The sequence below is a fragment of the Kouleothrix sp. 19917 genome (assembly GCF_057073505.1).
In genome coordinates this window covers 1763405-1781562 of record NZ_CP097099.1, presented here as the reverse complement: position 1 = coordinate 1781562, position 18158 = coordinate 1763405, and the positions used below count along the sequence as shown (strand labels likewise).

Below are 18158 nucleotides of genomic sequence, written 5' to 3'. Positions count from 1 at the left end.
TGCCATGACGATTGCACACGCGCCTTCCCCGGCGTGAATCGCGAGGATGAGCATGTCTCAGGCAGAGCAAAAACCCGCCCGGCGCCACCTGCCGCTGCCCGGCATCGAGCAGCTATGGGCGATTATGGCGCTGGCGCTGATCGGCGCATTTGTGGCGCTGGTGCCCACACCGCCGCACGATTTCTGGTGGCATCTCAAAGCCGGCGAGCTGGTAGCGACCAGCGGAATCCCCAGCACAAACCTGTTTGCGTGGACACTGCCAGCCGAGTATCCGTATACCTACGCGACCTGGCTGGGCGAGTGGCTGTTCTACGCGCTCTATCGCGCTGGCGGGCTGGGCGCGGCGGTGATGGCGCGCAACCTGCTGGCGCTGGCCGCCTTCGGGCTAGTGGCGGCCGAGGCCCGCCGGCGCAGCGGCTCGTGGCGTCTGGCTGGGCTGGCGGCGCTGCTGGCCGCGCTGATGACGATCAACAACCTGCCCACGCGCACGCAAAACTGGTCGTGGGTGCCGTTTGCGCTGTTTGCGCTGATCCTGGGCGCGTATGCCGCCTGGCAGGCACGGCCGCGTGTGCTCATTGCGCTGCCCGTGATCATGGCCTTCTGGGTGAATGTGCATGGCGCGTTTGCGCTGGGCCTGGGCATGCTGGCGGTGGTGGTGGCGGGCGAAACCCTGCGGCGGCTGCTGCGCCAGGCCGGCGCGCCCGACGGGAGCAGGCTGGCGCGACTGTATCTTGCGGCGGCTGGCACGGTGGCTGCCACGCTGATCAACCCGAGCGGCGCGGGCATTTTTGGCTATGTGCGCACGCTGCTCTCGAACGGCTCAATTCAATCGCTGGTGAGCGAGTGGCAGCCGCCCGCGCCGCGTGGAATTGCCAACACGGTCTTTTTCTTTTCCATCCTGGCCTTGCTGGCCGCGTTTGCGCTTGCTCGCCGCCGCCCAACGCTCACCGACCTGCTGCTGGCCTGCGCGTTTTTGTGGCTGGCATGGGGCAGCCAGCGCAATGTGGTGTGGTATGGAATGATCGCAATGCCACTCCTGGCGCAGAGCTTGTCGGCCCCGCGCGGCCTGGGTGCGCGCCCAACTGCGCCGCGCCTGCAGGGGCCGAGCACGATTATGGCGCTGGCGCTCGTGGCGCTGGTCGTGGTGGTGCAGCCGCCGTTCAAGGCCGCGCTGGGCCTGCCTGCGCCCTACAAGGCGCTGTTTGCGCCGGTGCCGGGCGCGCCCGAGCTGTTCAGCAACGAAACGCCGGTGGCGGCGACCGAGTACCTGCGCGCACACCCCGGTGGGCGGCTATTCAACGACATGGGCTACGGCTCTTACCTCGACTGGGCGCTTTATCCCGCGGCGCAGGTATTTATCGACCCGCGCATCGAGCTGTACCCCAACGCGCTGTGGCAGGATTATGTGGCGATTCGCGAGGCGCGTGACTACAATGCGCTGCTCGGCAAGTATGGCGTGGGGCGCGTGCTGCTCGATACGGTGACCATGCCGCGCCTGGCTGCCGCCCTGGCCGCCGACCCACGCTGGCAGCGCGTCTATGCCGACACACGCGCCGAGATTTACGAGCGACAATAGGAAACGAGATCTATCCACAGATTACACACATTACGCAGATATGAGGTCTCTCATCTGCGTAATCTGCGTAATCTGTGGATGGTTTTGAGAGCTTTAACATAGCCTGCTGGGTCGTCGGTCGTCGCAACGAATCAGCAAAGCTGTGCTATACTCTGCGCCAGCCCAGAACAACACAGGAGCCGCTTGCAATGCCCAAACGCGCCAACCCGAACTGGAACCTCGCGACGCGCCTGATCCACGAAGGCGAGCGCAGCCAGCCGCCCGCCGGCCGCCCGACCGCCACGCCGGTTTATACCGCCACCACCTACGTCTACGACAGCGCCGAAGACCTCGACCAGGCCTTTGCGAATGGCGAAGATTATGTCTATGCGCGCTATGGCAACCCAACGGTGAACGCGCTTGAGCGCGTGATGGCGGCGGCGGAGCAGGGCATTGGCGCGGTGACCTTTGGCTCGGGTATGGCGGCGCTGCATGCCGCGCTGCTGGTGGCTGGCACGCCACGCGGCGGCACGCACCCGCGCATTCGCGGCATCCTGGCCGCGCGCGACCTGTATGGCGCGACGACCAACCTGCTGCAGGATTTCTTCGCCTCGCAGGGTACGCCAGTGGCGTTTTGCGATATGTGCGACCTTGCGGCAGTCGATGCGGCGATTGCCGCGCACGCCCCCGACGTGATGCTGGTCGAGCAGATTTCGAACCCGTTGCTCAAGGTCGTCGATGTGGCCGAGCTGGCCCGCCGCGCCAAGGCCATCGGCGCGCGCCTGATTGTCGACAATACCATGACGACACCGATTGTGCAGCGCCCGCTCGCGCTCGGTGCCGACCTGGTGGTGCACAGCGCCACGAAATACCTGGGTGGGCATGCCGACGCGGCCGGCGGCGTGGTGGTGGCGCGCGCCTCGCTCGTGCGCGACACGCTGCGGCGCTATTCCAAGCTGCTGGGCAGCCTGCTCGGCCCGTTCGAGGCGCAGCTTATTCTGCGCGGCGTGAAAACGCTGGCCCTGCGCGTGCGCCAGCAGTGCGAAAATGCCGCTGCCGTGGCCGCGTGGCTGGCCGACCAGCCCGAAGTCGCGCATGTCTATTACCCCGGCCTCGCTTCGCACCCGCAGTACGAGCTGGCGGCGCGCGCCTTCGACGGGCGCTTTGGCGCGATGGTCTCGTTCGACCTGCGCGACGCCGACCGCGCCGCGATGTTTGCGTTTGTCGACCGGCTGCAGATGATTTTGCCCGCCACCAGCCTGGGCGATATCTACACCTTGATCACGCTGCCGCAGATCTCATCGCACCGCGACCTGACGGCCGAGCAGCGCGCCGAGCGTGGCATTGGCGAAGGCATGGCGCGCCTGTCGATCGGCATCGAGGACGCCGACGATATTATTGCCGATCTGCGCCAGGCGCTGGCCGGCGGCGAGGGCTAGCGCCGTGAACCTGCGTGTGACCTCATTTGCATCGGGCAGCAGCGGCAATGCGCTGCTCATCCACGCCGACGGCAGCGCGCTGCTGATCGACTGCGGGCTGCCGCAGCGCCGGATCGAGCGCCACCTCGCGCACGCCGGCCTGAAGCCCAGCGACCTCGCGGCAATTGTGCTGACGCACGAGCACGGCGACCACACCCACAGCGCGGGGCCGATGGCGCGCCGCCACCAGATCCCTGTTGTCGCCAACCGCCCGACCGCCAGCGTCCTCAGTGGCGCGCTCAGCGGCGCGGAGGTGCGGCTGATGGAGGTGGGCGGCGCGCTCCAAATCGGGCCGTTCAGTCTGCGCAGCTTCCCCGTATCGCACGACGCCGCCGCGCCGGTGGGCTACTGCGTGCGGGTGGGCAGCTGGTGCGTGGGCGTGGCAATCGACCTGGGCAGCTGGGACGAAACGGTGCTGGAAGGCTTGCGCGACGCTGATCTGGTGGTGCTGGAAGCCAACCACGACCGCGAAAAGCTGCGCGTTGCCCCCTACGACTGGGCCGTGAAACAGCGCATCTTCAGCCCGCGCGGCCACCTCGACAACGTCGACGCGGGGGCGCTGCTGGCCCGCCTGGGTGCGGATGGCCGGCGGCGCACCGCCTGGCTGGCGCACATGTCCGAGCGCGCCAACTCGCCCCATATTGCGCTCAACATCATCACCAATGTGCTCTCGATGGCAGCGGTGTCGTGCATTCAGCTCCATGCGCTGCCGCGCCAGGCCCCGCTGGTGTGGGAAAGCGACCGGCACCTGCAGCAGCTCGAATTATTCCGCTAGCGCGTAACCGTTAGCCACGCGCGTCGGTATAACAATCACCCAAAAACGTTGGCGTGCCCACCCCGCGACCGTTGGCCGCCATCTGGCCCGCATCAATGGCGATGCGAGCACACAAAACGCCCCGACTCGATGTTGAGCCGGGGCGTTGCCATGGTAAACGAATGTGAGATGCTTGCCCACATCCGCAGATGACAATATTGTCATCCTTCTTTTACTGCGGTCTGACGTTCTTTCCAGTGCAGAAGCCCGGCAATGATACCAAGAACCAGGGCGAGTGCGCCAAGCAACAGGGACCACTGAACACCCGGCAGGCTTGCCATCCACCGCTGGAGCCGCGCAACACTTACTGCGCCTTCGATTTCGAGGTGAGTTTCAACGAGCTGGTCGGACGAGTTCACTGCGCGCACGGTATATGAGCCAGCGGCCAGCTTCTGTGGCAAATTGTAAAAAGCCGTGAAGTCGCCCTGCCCATCGCAAATGGCACTACCAAGCGGAATCACAGTATCGCCGCCGACCAGCGTCACAGCCACTTCCAGATCAGCCCCCAAATTAATGCCGCGCACCTCCAGCGAATCGCCTGCGCTTGCGTGCGTGTCGCCGATCTCGACGCGGGGCGGCCCACCATGCGCGGACACAGCACCAGCGTGCGACAAAACAATTGCGCACAGCATCAGGAAGAGGAAAACACGGTGCATCGCTGAACCAGGCATGCTTCACCCCATGTATGAAATGCGGCGATTATAGCATACGGTCTTTGCGCGCACGCTGCGTGCCGGGCAGGCCAGGTCGGAAGCGCCTCGGGCCATGTATTTTTTTGCCCGAAAGCTGCTCTTTGTATATGTCAGTATTCCCCGCTTCAGTTCGGAGTCAGCACAACTGCATTAGGAGAAACGCTATGTTCAGCGGATCCCGGGCGCATCCTCGCGCCCGCTGGGTAGGCCTGTTGGCTGCCCTGCTCGCCATCGCATGCCTCATCACAACCGTCAATGCTGCAGCACGGCAGCCCGTCGAAATCCAGATCCTGAATGTGTCGGACTGGCACGGGCAGCTCGACCCCCTTTCGATCACAGGTGTTGGAAATGTTGGTGGAGCCGCGCAACTCTCAACCTACTTCAAGCAGGATCGCGCCGCCAACCCGAATACATTAACGCTGACTGCTGGCGATGGCGTGGGTGCAACGCCGCCGCTGTCGGGCTTCTTCGCCGATGAGCCGGCAATCAAGGCGATGCGCCTGATGGGCTTCGACGCCGACACGCTTGGCAACCACAACTTCGACGCGGGCTTGGCGCGTCTGCAAAGCCAGATCAATCTCGCCGGTTCGACAACCGAGGTGGGAACGCCATACACCTACCTGTCGGCCAACCTCAAGAATCTCAGCCAGAACAGTGTCACTGGCATTCAGCCGTACAAAATCTTCACAGTCGGCGGCGTGAAGGTTGCCGTGATTGGCATCACGAACCCCGAAGCGCCGACGCTGGTGTTCCCCGGCAACTTTGGCTCGATCCAGATCACCGACCCGATCCCCGCCGCAAACAAAACCCGAGCGGCTGCCAAGGCGGCTGGTGCGCAGGTCTTTGTGGTGCTGATTCACGCTGGTGTGACGGGCGCAGACGCCAATGGCAACCCAACCGGCCCGCTGATTGATTTCGCCAGCAACGTCGGCGGCTTCGATGTCATCCTGGGCGACCACACCGATTTTCAGTATAGTGGCACAATCAACAACGCGCTGGTGACCGAGAACAAGAGCAAGGGCGCCACGTACAGCCGTGTCACGCTGAAAGTTGACCCTTCCAACGGCCGCGTGAGCAGCAAAAACGTGACGTTTGTCACGCCGCTTTCGAGCGCAGTGACGCCCGATCCGGCGGTTGTGAATATGCTGGCTCCGTATCGGACTCAGCTGGCTGCAGCCTTTGATCAGCAGATCGGCATTGCTACGGGCCTGTTCCCGCGCGGTAGTAATGTCGAGCGCAGTGGCGAAGTGGCCATTGGCAATCTGGTGGCCGACGCGCTGCGCGCCACCTATGGCACTCAGCTGGCTCTGACCAACTCCGGCGGTCTGCGTGCCCCGCTACCCTCAAGCTACACACCACAGAACACCTCGCTGCGCCGCACCTCAGCTGGTTACGCTGCTGGCCCGCCCTATGATCTGGTAATTGGCGACGTATTTGCTGTGCTGCCGTTCGGTAACTCATCGGTAACGCGAACCGTAACCGGCGCTCAGCTGTGGGCCGCGCTTGAGAATGGCGTCAGCCAGATCAGCGTCAGCACCTGCAACGGTGCCGATGGCCGCTTCCCGCAGATTTCGGGCTTCAAGTTCAGCTTCTCGTGCTCGGCGGCGTCGGGTAGCCGGGTTGTGTCTGTGGCGCTCACAGATGGCACGCCCATCCCGAATGACGCCGGCGTGTCGTACACCTTCGTGACGAACGACTTCACCAACGCCGGCGGCGACTCCTACACGATGTTCAAAGACGGCCAGGGTGTGACGCGCAACATCATGGCGAACGACCTGCTCACCTACATCCAGGGCAAGGGTACCATTAGCCCGACCATCGAGGGGCGCATCACAAAACTGCCGTAAGCATTCACCAGCGGTCGGGCCGGAACATCCGCGCCCGGCCGCTCCATTTTCCCCGAACATATCGCTCGCAAACAACCGTCGATGACGACGGGTGACAATATTTCAGGTGGATTGCTCGGCCAGCCACCCAGGCAAGTGCGCGGCGTCCCATGATTACGTTTTATTCGCACTTAACCTCAGCTTATCCTAATTATTCTGGAAAGAAAGTTCTTTTCTACAACGGGCAAGCTTCCAGGAAGCTCATCTGGCTATCAGATTGAAGCAAAACTAGCTTCAGCTTCCTGGAAGCTGAGTACAGGGAAATGTATTTTCCAGAATACTAATGTGCTCCTGCGGTTCATTGCGCGGCTGCACCATAGCTTTGACAAAACGGCATATGATTTGTTAGGATACCAGCATCTGCATCAGGGACCATCAATACAGCGCGAGACCACAATGGCGTGAGTCGCGAACTCGTGGCGCGTGCTCATGCATGCGCCGTTTGTATGCGGCTCGATCGTCAGTGTTGCATGTGGTATTCACACCCACAGTTGGAGAGTGGGCCAGCAAGGAGAAAGGTCATGGCATTGGTGGGATTATCGTCCTCCCCGGCACGGTGGCGCTGGGCGCGCGCCGTCATCGCTTTTGCGCTTTTGTTCACCCAGTTGCTGGGTGTCGCGCAGCCCGCTTTTGCGGCTGGCAGCGTGAGCTTGACAACCGATGGCGCAGCATATACCGAAAACTTCAATACGCTTGTTAGCTCCAGTACAGGCACGCTGGCCGCAAATACGCCAGCGGGCTGGAACTTCAGCGAATCCGGCACAGGTGCAAATACAACCTACACTGCCGGAACAGGCTCGGGCACCGCTGGCGACACCTACAGTTTCGGCGCAACTGCCGCAACCGATCGTGCCTTCGGTGGCCTTCTCAGCGGCAGTGTTGTTCCAACCATTGGTGCCAGCTTCGCCAACGATACCGGCACCACAATTACCTCGCTCGACATCGCCTATGTCGGCGAGCAGTGGCGCATTGGCAACAACAGCACTGCGCGCGACGATCGCATGGACTTCCAGTACAGCACCGATGCGACCAGCCTTACGACTGGTACCTGGACTGATGTTAATGGATTAGATTTCACCAATCTTGTGAAGACCGCTGCCGCTGTGGGCGCGCTCGATGGCAACGCAAGCGCGAACCGCGCTGCGATCAGTGGCTCGATCAGCAATCTCACAATCGCTAATGGCGCGACATTCTGGATTCGCTGGACCGATTTCAACGCCACAGGCTCGGACGATGGTCTGGCGGTTGACGATTTTTCGCTGACCCCTCACGGCACCGTCGTTGCCGACCAGCCGATCACGACGGGCGGCGCAACGACACTGACGACCACCGAGGGCACGGCGGCATCGGCAACCGTGACAGCCAGCGACCCCGACAGCACGATTACGGGCGCGACGATTACGAGCGCAGCGGTTGCAGGCATCTCGCTGAATAATTTCAGCGGCGGGAACAACGCCAGCGTCTCGCTGGACGTCAACGGCAACGTACCTGCTGGCACCTACAGCGTCGACATTCGGTTCGACAATACTACGAACCAGACAGCAACGGCAACCGTCGCAGTCACGGTCAACCCGCCGGCCGGCAGCTGCCCAACGCCGAGCTCGACGCTCGTTAGCATCCCGGCGCTGCAAGGCACCACTGACACGAATACCGCCAACGGTCAGAATCGCACCGTTCGCGGCGTTGTGGTTGCGGATGTCCAGGGCAGCCCCGGCCAGAACGGCTTCTACATTCAGGATCCGGCTGGCGATGGCAACCCTGCAACGTCGGATGGCCTGTTTGTGTTTGTGCCAAGCGCAAACACCGATTGGTTCGGCTTCGACGTGGCCGTTGGCGACGCGGTGCAGGTGAGCGGCACGGCCTCGGAGTTCCAGGGGCTGACCGAACTGACCAGCGTTACCAGCATTGTCAAGTGTGGCACGAACCAGACGCTGACGCCGACAACCGTTCACCTGCCCGAAACAACCGAAGGCGACCTGGAACAGTATGAAGGCATGCTCGTCAGCATCCCCGAGACGCTGACGGTTCAGCAGAACTTCTTCCAGGGCCGCTACGGCCAGGTTACGCTGGGCGCGGGCGGACGCTTGTATCAGCCGACCAACCTATTCGATGCCGGTAGTACGCAAGCTATTAATGAGGCAAACAAAAACGCCCGCAGCCTGATCGTGCTCGACGATGGCAACAGCGCGCAGAATCCGAGTCCGATTCCATACATTGGCCAAAATAACACCCTGCGTGCCGGTGACACCGCCAGCAACCTGGTGGGCGCGCTCGACTTCGGCGCGGTCAACTCCGACACCAGCATCCGCGACTATCGCCTTCAGCCGACTCAGCCGGTGACTATCGCCCGCGTGAACAACCGCACCAGCGCGCCGGAAGCGGTTGGCGGCAACGCCAAAGTCGCCAGCTTCAACGTGCTGAACTACTTCAACGGCAATGGCTCGGGCGGCGGCTTCCCAACGTCGCGCGGTGCCAGCACTGCCGCCGAGTTCGCCCGCCAGCGCGACAAGATCATCGCCGCGATCACGGCGATCGACCCAGCGGTGGCCGGCCTGATGGAAATGGAGAACGACGGCAGCGACGCGCTCAGCGCCATTCAGGATCTCGTCAATGGCCTGAATGCCGCCACCAGCGCGGGCACGTATGCGTTTGTCGTCGAGCCTGCGCCCGGCACCGACGAGATCAAGGTGGCGATGATCTACCAGCCCGCGCTGGTCAGCCCGGTTGGCGCGGCAGTCAATTATCAGTTCACCGACGCAACCTACGGCGCGCTGTTTGACCGGCCGCCGCTGGCGCAGACCTTCCAGCACAGCGCCAGTGGCGCGAAGTTCACCGTGATCGTCAACCACTTCAAGTCGAAGGGCAGCTGCCCAACCAGCGGCGTCGACACCGACCAGGGCGACGGCCAGGGCTGCTGGAACGTCAAGCGCACCCGCCAGGCCCAGGAATTGCTGAACTTCATCAGCGCGCGCCAGGCCGCCGTTGGCGACCCGGATGTGCTGGTGATTGGCGACCTGAACGCCTATGGTATGGAAGACCCGATTCAGGCGCTGACGACCGGCGGCCTGATCAACACCATTGAGGATAAGATCGGCACCTCCGCCTACTCGTATGTGTTCGACGGCATGTCGGGCTACCTCGACCACGCGCTGGCGACGAGCAGCCTGAACAGCCAGATCAGCGGCGTGACCGAGTGGCATATCAACGCCGACGAACCTTCGGTGATTGATTACAACACTGAATTCAAGCCACAGGATTTCTACACCCCCACGCCGTATCGCGCCTCGGATCACGACCCGGTGGTTGTGGGCCTGAACCTGACCGGTACGCCGACGCAGACCGACCCGAGCGGTACCGGCTCGGCCAGCCCCAGCACGGTCACTGCGGGCGACAGCACCACGCTGACGGTGGTTGTGACGCCGGGTTCTAACCCAACCAGCACGGGCATCACCGTCAAGGCCGACCTGACCGCGATTGGCGGCTCGGCAACACAGGCATTCACAAGCAACGGCAGTGGCAACTACTCGTTCACTGCAACCGTGAACGCGAACACCGCCGCCGGCGCGAAGAGCCTGCCATTCACCATTGCCGATGCGGAAGGGCGCAGCGCCAGCGGCACGATCAGCCTGACCGTGCAGGCACCGGCGGCGGGCGCAAGCGTGGTGATTAGTGAGTTCCGCACGCGCGGCCCAGTTGGTGGCAACGACGAGTTTTATGAGCTGTTCAACAGCTCGTCCAGCGCGGTTGACATCAGCGGCTGGAAGATCAATGGCTCAAGCAGCGCCGGTGCAACCAGCACGCGTTTGACTCTTGGGTCGAACATTGTGCTACAGCCAGGGCAGCACTATCTTGCGGTAAATCGCACAGCTTCATCGGGTTACTCAGGCACTGTGGCAGGCGATAATGCCACTGGCCTGACAACCGGCATCGCCGACGATGGTGGTGTTGCACTGCTCAGCGCCAGCAACGTAATCATCGATCAGGTCGGCATGAGCAGCGGCTCGGCTTATGGCGAGGGCACGCGGCTGGGAAGTTTTGGTTCGGCCAACAGCGACCGCAGCTACCGACGAAACAATGAGTGCGTCGATACCGATGACAACTCGGCTGACTTTGCAATGGTCACGCCAGGCACACCGCAGAACCTTGCTTCGGCGCTTACACCGTGCGGTGTGACTACGCCCACCAACCCGAGCGGCACCGGCACGGCAAGCCCGAGCACTGTGACCGCAGGCGGCCAGACGACCCTGACGGTGGTGGTGACGCCCGGCACAAACCCGGCCAGCACCGGCACCACCGTCACGGCCGACCTGAGCTCGATTGGCGGCTCGGCGACGCAGGCGTTCACCGACAATGGCAATAACAACTTCTCGTTCACCGCAACAGTGAGCGCGAATACGGTTGCCGGCGCGAAAAGCCTGCCATTCACGGTTGCCGACGCGCAAGGCCGCACCGGCAGTGGCGCAATTGCGCTGACTGTCACGGCCATCGATCCCTGCTCGGCCAACTATACGCACATCTACAGCATTCAGGGCAGTGGCACGGCCGCAGCAATCACCGGCGACGTCACCACGCAGGGTGTGGTTGTTGGCGACTTTGAGGGCACTGCCGCCGCCTCCGGCTTCTACCTACAAGACCTGACTGGTGACGGCAACACGGCCACCTCGGATGGCATCTTCGTCTTCACTGGCAGCGCCGACACCGTGAGCATCGGGCAGGTTGTGCGCGTGACCGGCTATGCCCGCGAGCGCTTCAGCCAGACTGCGCTGAACGGCTCGAACAGCGACTCTGCCGCCGTGACGAGCGCAAATATTCTCGTCTGCGGCACCGGCTCCGTGCCAGCAACCGATGTGACCCTGCCGTTCGCCAGCGCAACCGACCCCGAGCGCTACGAAGGCATGCTGGTGCGCTTCCCCGAGCCGCTGGTGATCGCCGAATACTTCAACTACGACCGCTTCGGCGAGATCGTGCTGGCCAAGCCGCTGAATGGCGAACCACGCCCCTTCACCGGCACGGCGCTCGACGAGCCGGGCGCGGCAGCCAACGCCCGCACGGCCGCGAATGCGCTCAGCCGAATCACGCTCGACGACGCGCAGAGCGCGCAGAACCCGCCCGTGCTGCGCCACCCGAACGGCCAGCCATTCTCGCTGAACAACCTGTTCCGTGGCGGTGATACGGTGCAGAATGCGATCGGCGTGCTCGGCTACGACTTCAGCCTGTACCGGCTCGTGCCCACCGGCCCGGCCGATTACACCGCTGCAAACCCGCGCCCGGCCGCGCCCGGTGCCGTGGGCGGCAACCTGCGCGTGGCGGCGATGAACACGCTCAACTTCTTCGTCACCGCCGACTACCCAACAGGCAACGCGCTGGACAACAAGTGTGGCCCGGCCAACAACCAGGAATGCCGCGGCTGGGACAGCGATCAGTCCACTGAGTTCACACGTCAGCGCGACAAGCTGCTGCAGGCGCTGACGGGCCTCGACGCCGATGTCATCGGGCTGAACGAGCTGGAAAACAGCACCGGTGTCGAGCCGCTCCAGAGCATCACGTCGGGCATGTCGGGCTACGCCTACATCGACACCGGCACGATCGGCACCGACGCGATCAAGGTCGGCCTGATCTACCGCTCGGGCGTCGTGACGCCGGTCGGGCCGTACAAACTGCTGACCTCGGCGGTCGACCCGCGTTTCATCGACACCAAGAGCCGCCCGTCGCTGGCGCAGACCTTCCAGGTCAATGCCACTGGCGCGCGCTTCACGGTGGTGGTTAATCACCTCAAGTCGAAGGGATCAGCCTGCACCGACGTCGGCGACCCCGACTTGAACGACGGCCAGGGCAACTGCAGCCAGACCCGTCGGGCGGCGGCGAAGGCGCTGGTGGACTGGCTCGCGACCGACCCGACCGGCAGCGGCGACCCCGACTTCCTGATCCTGGGCGACCTGAACTCGTACGCCAAGGAAGACACAATCGACGAGATCAAGGCCGGGGCCGACGACACGGCTGGCACGAGCGACGACTTCACCAACCTGATCGCGCAGTATCAGGGCGACTATGCCTACTCGTACACCTTCGACGGGCAGGCTGGCTACCTCGACCACGCGCTGGCGAACGCCAGCATGGCGGCCCAGGTAACTGGCGCAGCCGACTGGCACATCAACTCGGATGAGCCCGATGTGCTGGATTACGACACGTCGTTCAAGCCGGCCGCACAGGATGCCTTGTATGAACCTAATGCGTATCGCACATCGGACCACGACCCGGTGGTGGTGGGCCTGAACTTAGTCAACACGCCGCCGACGGCCAACAGCCAGAACGTGACCACCGCCGAAGACACACCAGTCAACATCACGCTCAGCGGCAGCGACCCCGAAGGCCACGCGCTGACATATACCTACACCCAGCCAGCGCACGGCATTGTGACGGGGACAGGCCCGAATGTGACCTACACGCCCGCCGCAAACTACAACGGCAGCGACAGCTTCACCTTCACCGTCAACGATGGCGCGAGCGACTCGGCTCCAGCCACGGTTAGCATCGCGGTCACGGCGGTGAACGACCCGCCAACCGTTATGGTGGCGGCGGGCCAGTGCGCGGCCGACTTCCGCGGCGTCGACACACTCGCGCTCGACGACGTCGACAATTCGGCGGCCAGCCTGACGCTGAGCGCAAGCTCGTCGAACACAACGCTGGTGCCGAACGGGAATGTCACCTTTGGCGGCAGCGGCGCAAGCCGCACCGTCACGATTGCCACGGCAAATGGCAAGAGCGGAACGGCGGTTGTGACCATCAGTGTCAGCGATGGCACGGACACAACCACCACCACCATTACGGTCATTGCCGGCACCAGCAACAACGACACGCTCACCGGCACGGCCAGCGCCGACATGCTGTTCGCGGGTGGCGCGCAAGACACACTCACCGGCAATGGCGGCAGCGACCTGCTGTGCGGCGGCCAGGGCGACGACAAGCTGTACGGCAACGACGGCAACGACGTGCTGGACGGCGGCCAGGGCCAGGATCAGCTCGACGGCGGCCAGGGCGACGACGCACTGTATGGCGGTCAGGGCGATGACAAGCTCACTGGCGGCATCGGCAACGATACGCTGTACGGCGGCCAGGGCCAGGATCAGCTCAACGGCGGCGACGGCAACGACCAGATGTATGGCGAGCAGGGCGACGATAAGCTCACTGGCGGAACTGGCGCTGACCTGTTCGATGGCGGCCCAGGCAACGACCAGGCGCTCGACTACAATGCTGCCGAAGGCGATACCAAGGTCAGCGTTCCATAAAGCTATTTTGCACACAGGGCGGGCGTTCAATCGAACGCCCGCCCTGTTTGATTCTCCTGCACATCTTCGCATACAATAGCGGTGTGCAAAACCTTTCTCGCCACCTGCCTCGCGCTGCGCTTGTGCTAACCCTCGCCGCGCTGCTTGCGATGCAATTGTGGGCGCTGCGCGGCCCACGCCCGCTGCACCTGCCGCCGCAGCAGCAGGTCGCCACCAACAACCCCAAAATCGGCATTCACACGCGCATGGCCGGCACGGGCGACGAAGCCGCCATCCAGCGAACCTTTGTGCAGGTGCGCGAAATGGGCGCAAGCTGGGTCGTCGAGCTTTTCCCCTGGGCCTATGCGCAGCCGCGCTCGCGCTATGGCTACGACTGGGCCGGCTTCGACATGCTGGTGCAGCACGCCACGCGCCAAGGGCTCACGCTGGTGGCGCGGCTGGATATTGTGCCGCAGTGGGCGCGCCCGGCGGGCAGCAGCGACCGCTTGCTTGAAACCAAACATTATGTCGATTACGCAAACTACGTCGCCGCATTTTTGGCGCGCTACCGGCCCTACGGCCTGCGCCATGTCATCATCTGGAACGAGCCAAATCTTGCCTTCGAGTGGGGGCGCCAGCGGCCCGACCCGGCTGCCTACGCCGCGCTGCTGAAAGAAGTGTACCCGCGTGCCCACGCCGCCGCGCCCGACGCGGTGGTGATTGCCGCTGGCCTCGCGCCTGTAACCGACACAACGAGCGACGGCAGCGAGCACCAGAGCGACCTCGACTATTTGCAGGCGCTGTATGCAAATGCTGCCGCGCCATTCTTCGACATGCTGGCGGCGCACAGCTATGGCGGCAGGTTTGCGCCCGAAACGCCGCCCGCCGCAGACACAATCAACCTGCGCCGCGTCGAGCTGCTGCGCGCACTCATGCTGGCGCACGGCGACGGCGCGAAACAGATCATTATCACCGAAGGCGGCTGGAACGACAGCCCGCGCTGGCACGGCGCCGTGCTGCCTTCCGAACGTTTGCGCTGGACGCTCCAGGCCTACGACATGGCACGCAAGTGGGACTGGCTGGCGGCGATGTGTTTGTGGCAGTTCGGCACGCCCTGGGCTACCCACACCTACCAGGATAACTGGTCGTTTGTTGCGCCCGATGGCACGCCCAAGGCGATTTATTGGGCCGTGCGTGATGCTGCGCGTAAGCCGCTATAGCCGAAGGCAGAATAATTAAGCCACAGAGAGCACGGAGAGCACTGAGCAAGAAACCCAACTCGGTGCCCTCTGTGTGCTCTGTAGCTCAACTCATCCGCTTGTTGCCCTCATACGCAACAAAAAAGCGGGGCGACTGGATCACTCCAATCGCCCCGCCCGTGTGCCGGAAATTAGTTGTTGCTGGCCTCGATCGTCTTGCCGTTGGTGACATTCACCGAAATCTTGCGCGGCTTGATCTCCTCGGCCTTCGGGATCTCCAGCTTCAGCACGCCCTGCTCCAGCGTCGCCTTAATCGCGTCGGCCTGTACGCTCTTCGGCAGGCCAATCGTGCGCTGGAACGAGCCAAAGCGCCGCTCGATGCGGTGGAAATTGCGCTCCTTGGCCGCGCTGTCCTGGCGGGTCTCGCCCTTGATCGTCAGCACGCTGTTCTCAACCGTGATCTCCAAGTCTTCGGGCTTCAGGCCGGGCACCGCCGCCTCAACCAGAAAAGCATCCTGCGTCTCGCTCACATCGAGCGCGGGCACAAAGCTGGTGCCGCCACGCGTCGCGTCCGGGCGCACATAGCTTTCTTCCATCAGCTGGTTCATTGCCTCGCGCAGCGAGAGCATATCGGTCCAGGGATCCCAGCGGGTCATCGTCGCCATGATAAACCTCCATTATGTCGTGTTATATTTGTACAGTTTGCGTGCGGGGCATTAGCATCGCGTAAACCCGTTTGCCGCGCGCGCTGTATGTGTTGTAGAGTATAGCCGCCCTGTGTTAGAATGACGTCTGCGGAGCGTTAGAACGATGTTAGAAACCAACGACCAGCGCCTGCGCCAGCGCGAATTGCTGCTGCGCGTCAGCCGCGCAATCACAGCCCAGCTCGACCTGACGAGCGTGCTCGATCTGGTGATCGATGTCGCCGTCGATCTGCTGGCCGGCACCGCCGGCCTGATCGCGCTGCCCGACGAAACCGGCGCGCTGCAGGTTCATTCGGCGCAGGGCCTGCCGCGCGAAAGCTGGCCGGCCTTTCGCGGCCTGCTCGGCACCTCGCTCGACGACCGGCGCGGCATGGGCTTGCGCCTGCAGGAAGTTGCTGGCAACACGCGCCTGCCGCTGCGCCAGGTGATCGCGCTGCCGCTGACCTTTCGCCAGACACGGGTTGGTGTGCTCTATGTGTTTCGCGCCGCGCTGAATGTCGCCTTCACCACCGAAGAGCAAGAGCTGCTGAAGGCATTTGCCGACCAGGCCGCGATCGCGGTGAGCAATGCGCGCCTGTACCAGAGCGTGCTGCACGACAAACAGCAGCTCGATGCGCTGATCGAGCAGAGCGCCGACGGCGTGATGATTCTCGATGCGCGCTGGCGAATCACGACCTTCAACCGCGCGATGGAGAACCTGACCGGCTGGCCGCGTGACGAGGCGCTGGGCCGCCCCTGTGCGGAAGTGGTTGGCATCACCTCGCCAAATGGCGCCAACATCTGTCTGGTCGATTGCCCCTTGCAGCGCCGCCCACCCCTGCTCACGCCCATGGTCGAAGGCTGGATCGAAAGCCGCGACGGTCGCCGCCTGTATGTGCAGAGCCGCTACGCCATTCAGCGCGGGCCAGCCGGCGAGTTCCTGGGCGCAATCGCGAATGTGCGCGACATCACCGAGCAGCAGATCGAAGCCGAGATGCAGAACACCTTTATCTCGGTGATCTCGCACGAGCTGAAAACGCCGGTCAGCATCATTAAGGGCTACGCCGAGACGCTGGCGCGCGAAGATGCCACGTGGGATGAGGCGACGCTGCGCGATGGCTTGCAGGTAATTTCAGAAGAAGCCGACCGGCTGGCACGCCAGATCGGCGGGCTGCTCGAAGCCTCACGCCTGCAGGCCGGCGGCCAGCGCCTGGAACTGACCGACTGGCCGCTGCAGCAACTGGCCGCGCAGGTGGTCGAGCGCATCGCAGCCGGCGCAGGCGAGCGCTTCAACTTCGAATTGCGCTTTCCACCCGATTTCCCGCCCGTGCACGCCGACTACGAGCGCACGCGGCAGGTGCTGGAAAACCTTGTCTCGAACGCGGTGAAATACAGCCCCGAGGGTGGCAGCATTCGCGTGGCCGGGCGCATCACCGCCGAGCACGCGGTTGTGTCGGTGAGCGACCAGGGCATTGGCATCCCGCCCGAAGAGCAGGGCAAGCTGTTCCGCCGCTTCTATCGCGTCGACAATCGCCTGCGCCGCGAGACGCAGGGCGCGGGGCTGGGCCTGTTCCTCGCGCGCGCCTTTGTCGAGGCGCAGGGCGGGCGCATCTGGGTCGAAAGCCAGCCTGGGCGCGGCTCGCGCTTCTCGTTCACGGTGCCGCTGGCCACCCCGCAGCTTCCCGACCTCGGCGAAGACGATTCCGGCCCGCCCGTCGCAGCGCCGCTGGTAGAAGTCGCGCCGCCGTTGGGCAGCGACCGGCAGATTACTGCGAATGATGAATAATGCTTGTGTTATGAATATTCTGTCTCCTGACTTCTGAATACTGCGAGAAAGCCCTATGTCCGAAATCAAAGATAAACTCATCCTGGTCGTTGACGACGAAAATCGCATGATCAATTTCATGCGCATGAACCTCGAGCTGGAAGGCGCGCGCGTGATCAGCGCGCCAAATGGCCGCGAGGCGCTGGACAAGGCCCGCGAAGAAATGCCCGATGTCGTGCTGCTCGACATTATGATGCCGGGCATGGATGGCTTCGAGACCTTGCGCCGCCTGCGCACCTTTTCGCAGGTGCCAGTGCTGATTCTCACCGCCAAAGACGACGAGGACGACCGCATCAAGGGGCTGGAGCTGGGTGCCGACGACTATGTTGGCAAACCTTTCAGCCACCGCGAGCTGGTGAGCCGCATTCGCGCCGTGCTGCGCCGCCACTACGCGCCGCCGCCCACGCCCCAAACCACCGTCAAAATCGACGACCGCCTGACGATCGATTTTGCGCGGCGCGAGGTGCTGGTGAATGGTGAACGCGTCAACCTGCGCCCAACCGAGTACCGCCTGCTCTATCATCTGGTGCAGAATGCCGGCTATGTCATGACCCACGAAATGCTGCTGACGCGCGTGTGGGGGCCGGAATACCGCGACGAGACGCACTACCTGCGCCTGTACGTCACCTACCTGCGCCAGAAGATCGAGGAAGACCCCGCCAACCCGAAGTACATTATGACCGAGCGCGGCGTGGGCTATCGCTTTGTGGATTTCAATAAGAATAACGCGTAGCGGCACGATATATCGTGCCGCTACGCAT

General features: G+C 63.4%; 10 protein-coding genes. 8 read left to right on the top strand and 2 right to left on the bottom strand.

Annotated features, from left to right (window positions below):
- Positions 1-52 precede the first annotated feature (52 nt).
- From M1P90_RS07270 to M1P90_RS07260, 3 genes are all read left to right on the top strand, one after another.
- A complete protein-coding gene (locus M1P90_RS07270; RefSeq protein ID WP_483701941.1) occupies positions 53-1576 on the top strand; it encodes a hypothetical protein in 1524 nt (507 codons plus the stop codon).
- A gap of 188 nt (positions 1577-1764) precedes the next feature.
- Positions 1765-2994 (top strand): trans-sulfuration enzyme family protein, encoded by a 1230-nt coding sequence (locus tag M1P90_RS07265; RefSeq protein ID WP_483701940.1) that lies wholly within the window; start codon positions 1765-1767, stop codon positions 2992-2994.
- Positions 2995-3010: 16 nt separating this feature from the next.
- Positions 3011-3808 carry an MBL fold metallo-hydrolase gene (locus M1P90_RS07260; protein WP_483701939.1) on the top strand — a complete coding sequence of 266 codons (798 nt, stop codon included), beginning with the start codon at positions 3011-3013 and terminating at the stop codon, positions 3806-3808.
- Between the two features lie 200 nt (positions 3809-4008).
- On the opposite strand, the gene M1P90_RS07255 is transcribed toward M1P90_RS07260, so the two are convergent.
- Positions 4009-4518 carry a hypothetical protein gene (locus M1P90_RS07255; protein WP_483701938.1) on the bottom strand — a complete coding sequence of 170 codons (510 nt, stop codon included), beginning with the start codon at positions 4516-4518 and terminating at the stop codon, positions 4009-4011.
- A 185-nt stretch (positions 4519-4703) separates the two neighbouring features.
- On the opposite strand from M1P90_RS07255, the gene M1P90_RS07250 reads away from it, so the two are divergent.
- The 3 genes from M1P90_RS07250 (at position 4704) to M1P90_RS07240 (ending at position 14910) form a co-directional block, all read left to right on the top strand.
- Positions 4704-6386 carry a bifunctional metallophosphatase/5'-nucleotidase gene (locus tag M1P90_RS07250; RefSeq protein ID WP_483701937.1) on the top strand — a complete coding sequence of 561 codons (1683 nt, stop codon included), beginning with the start codon at positions 4704-4706 and terminating at the stop codon, positions 6384-6386.
- A 560-nt stretch (positions 6387-6946) separates the two neighbouring features.
- On the top strand, positions 6947-13711 hold the full coding sequence (locus M1P90_RS07245; protein ID WP_483701936.1) for an ExeM/NucH family extracellular endonuclease: 6765 nt from the start codon (positions 6947-6949) through the stop codon (positions 13709-13711).
- Between the two features lie 83 nt (positions 13712-13794).
- On the top strand, positions 13795-14910 hold the full coding sequence (locus tag M1P90_RS07240; protein WP_483701935.1) for a glycoside hydrolase 5 family protein: 1116 nt from the start codon (positions 13795-13797) through the stop codon (positions 14908-14910).
- Between the two features lie 170 nt (positions 14911-15080).
- Here M1P90_RS07240 and M1P90_RS07235 read toward each other — a convergent pair whose 3' ends face one another.
- Entirely contained in the window at positions 15081-15554 is a 474-nt protein-coding gene (locus tag M1P90_RS07235) for an Hsp20/alpha crystallin family protein (RefSeq protein WP_483701934.1), read from the bottom strand.
- Between the two features lie 145 nt (positions 15555-15699).
- Here M1P90_RS07235 and M1P90_RS07230 point away from each other — a divergent pair, with 145 nt between their 5' ends.
- Positions 15700-17358 carry an ATP-binding protein gene (locus M1P90_RS07230; RefSeq protein ID WP_483701933.1) on the top strand — a complete coding sequence of 553 codons (1659 nt, stop codon included), beginning with the start codon at positions 15700-15702 and terminating at the stop codon, positions 17356-17358.
- A gap of 55 nt (positions 17359-17413) precedes the next feature.
- Entirely contained in the window at positions 17414-18130 is a 717-nt protein-coding gene (locus M1P90_RS07225; protein WP_483701932.1) for a response regulator transcription factor, read from the top strand.
- The last annotated feature ends 28 nt before the right edge of the window (positions 18131-18158 follow it).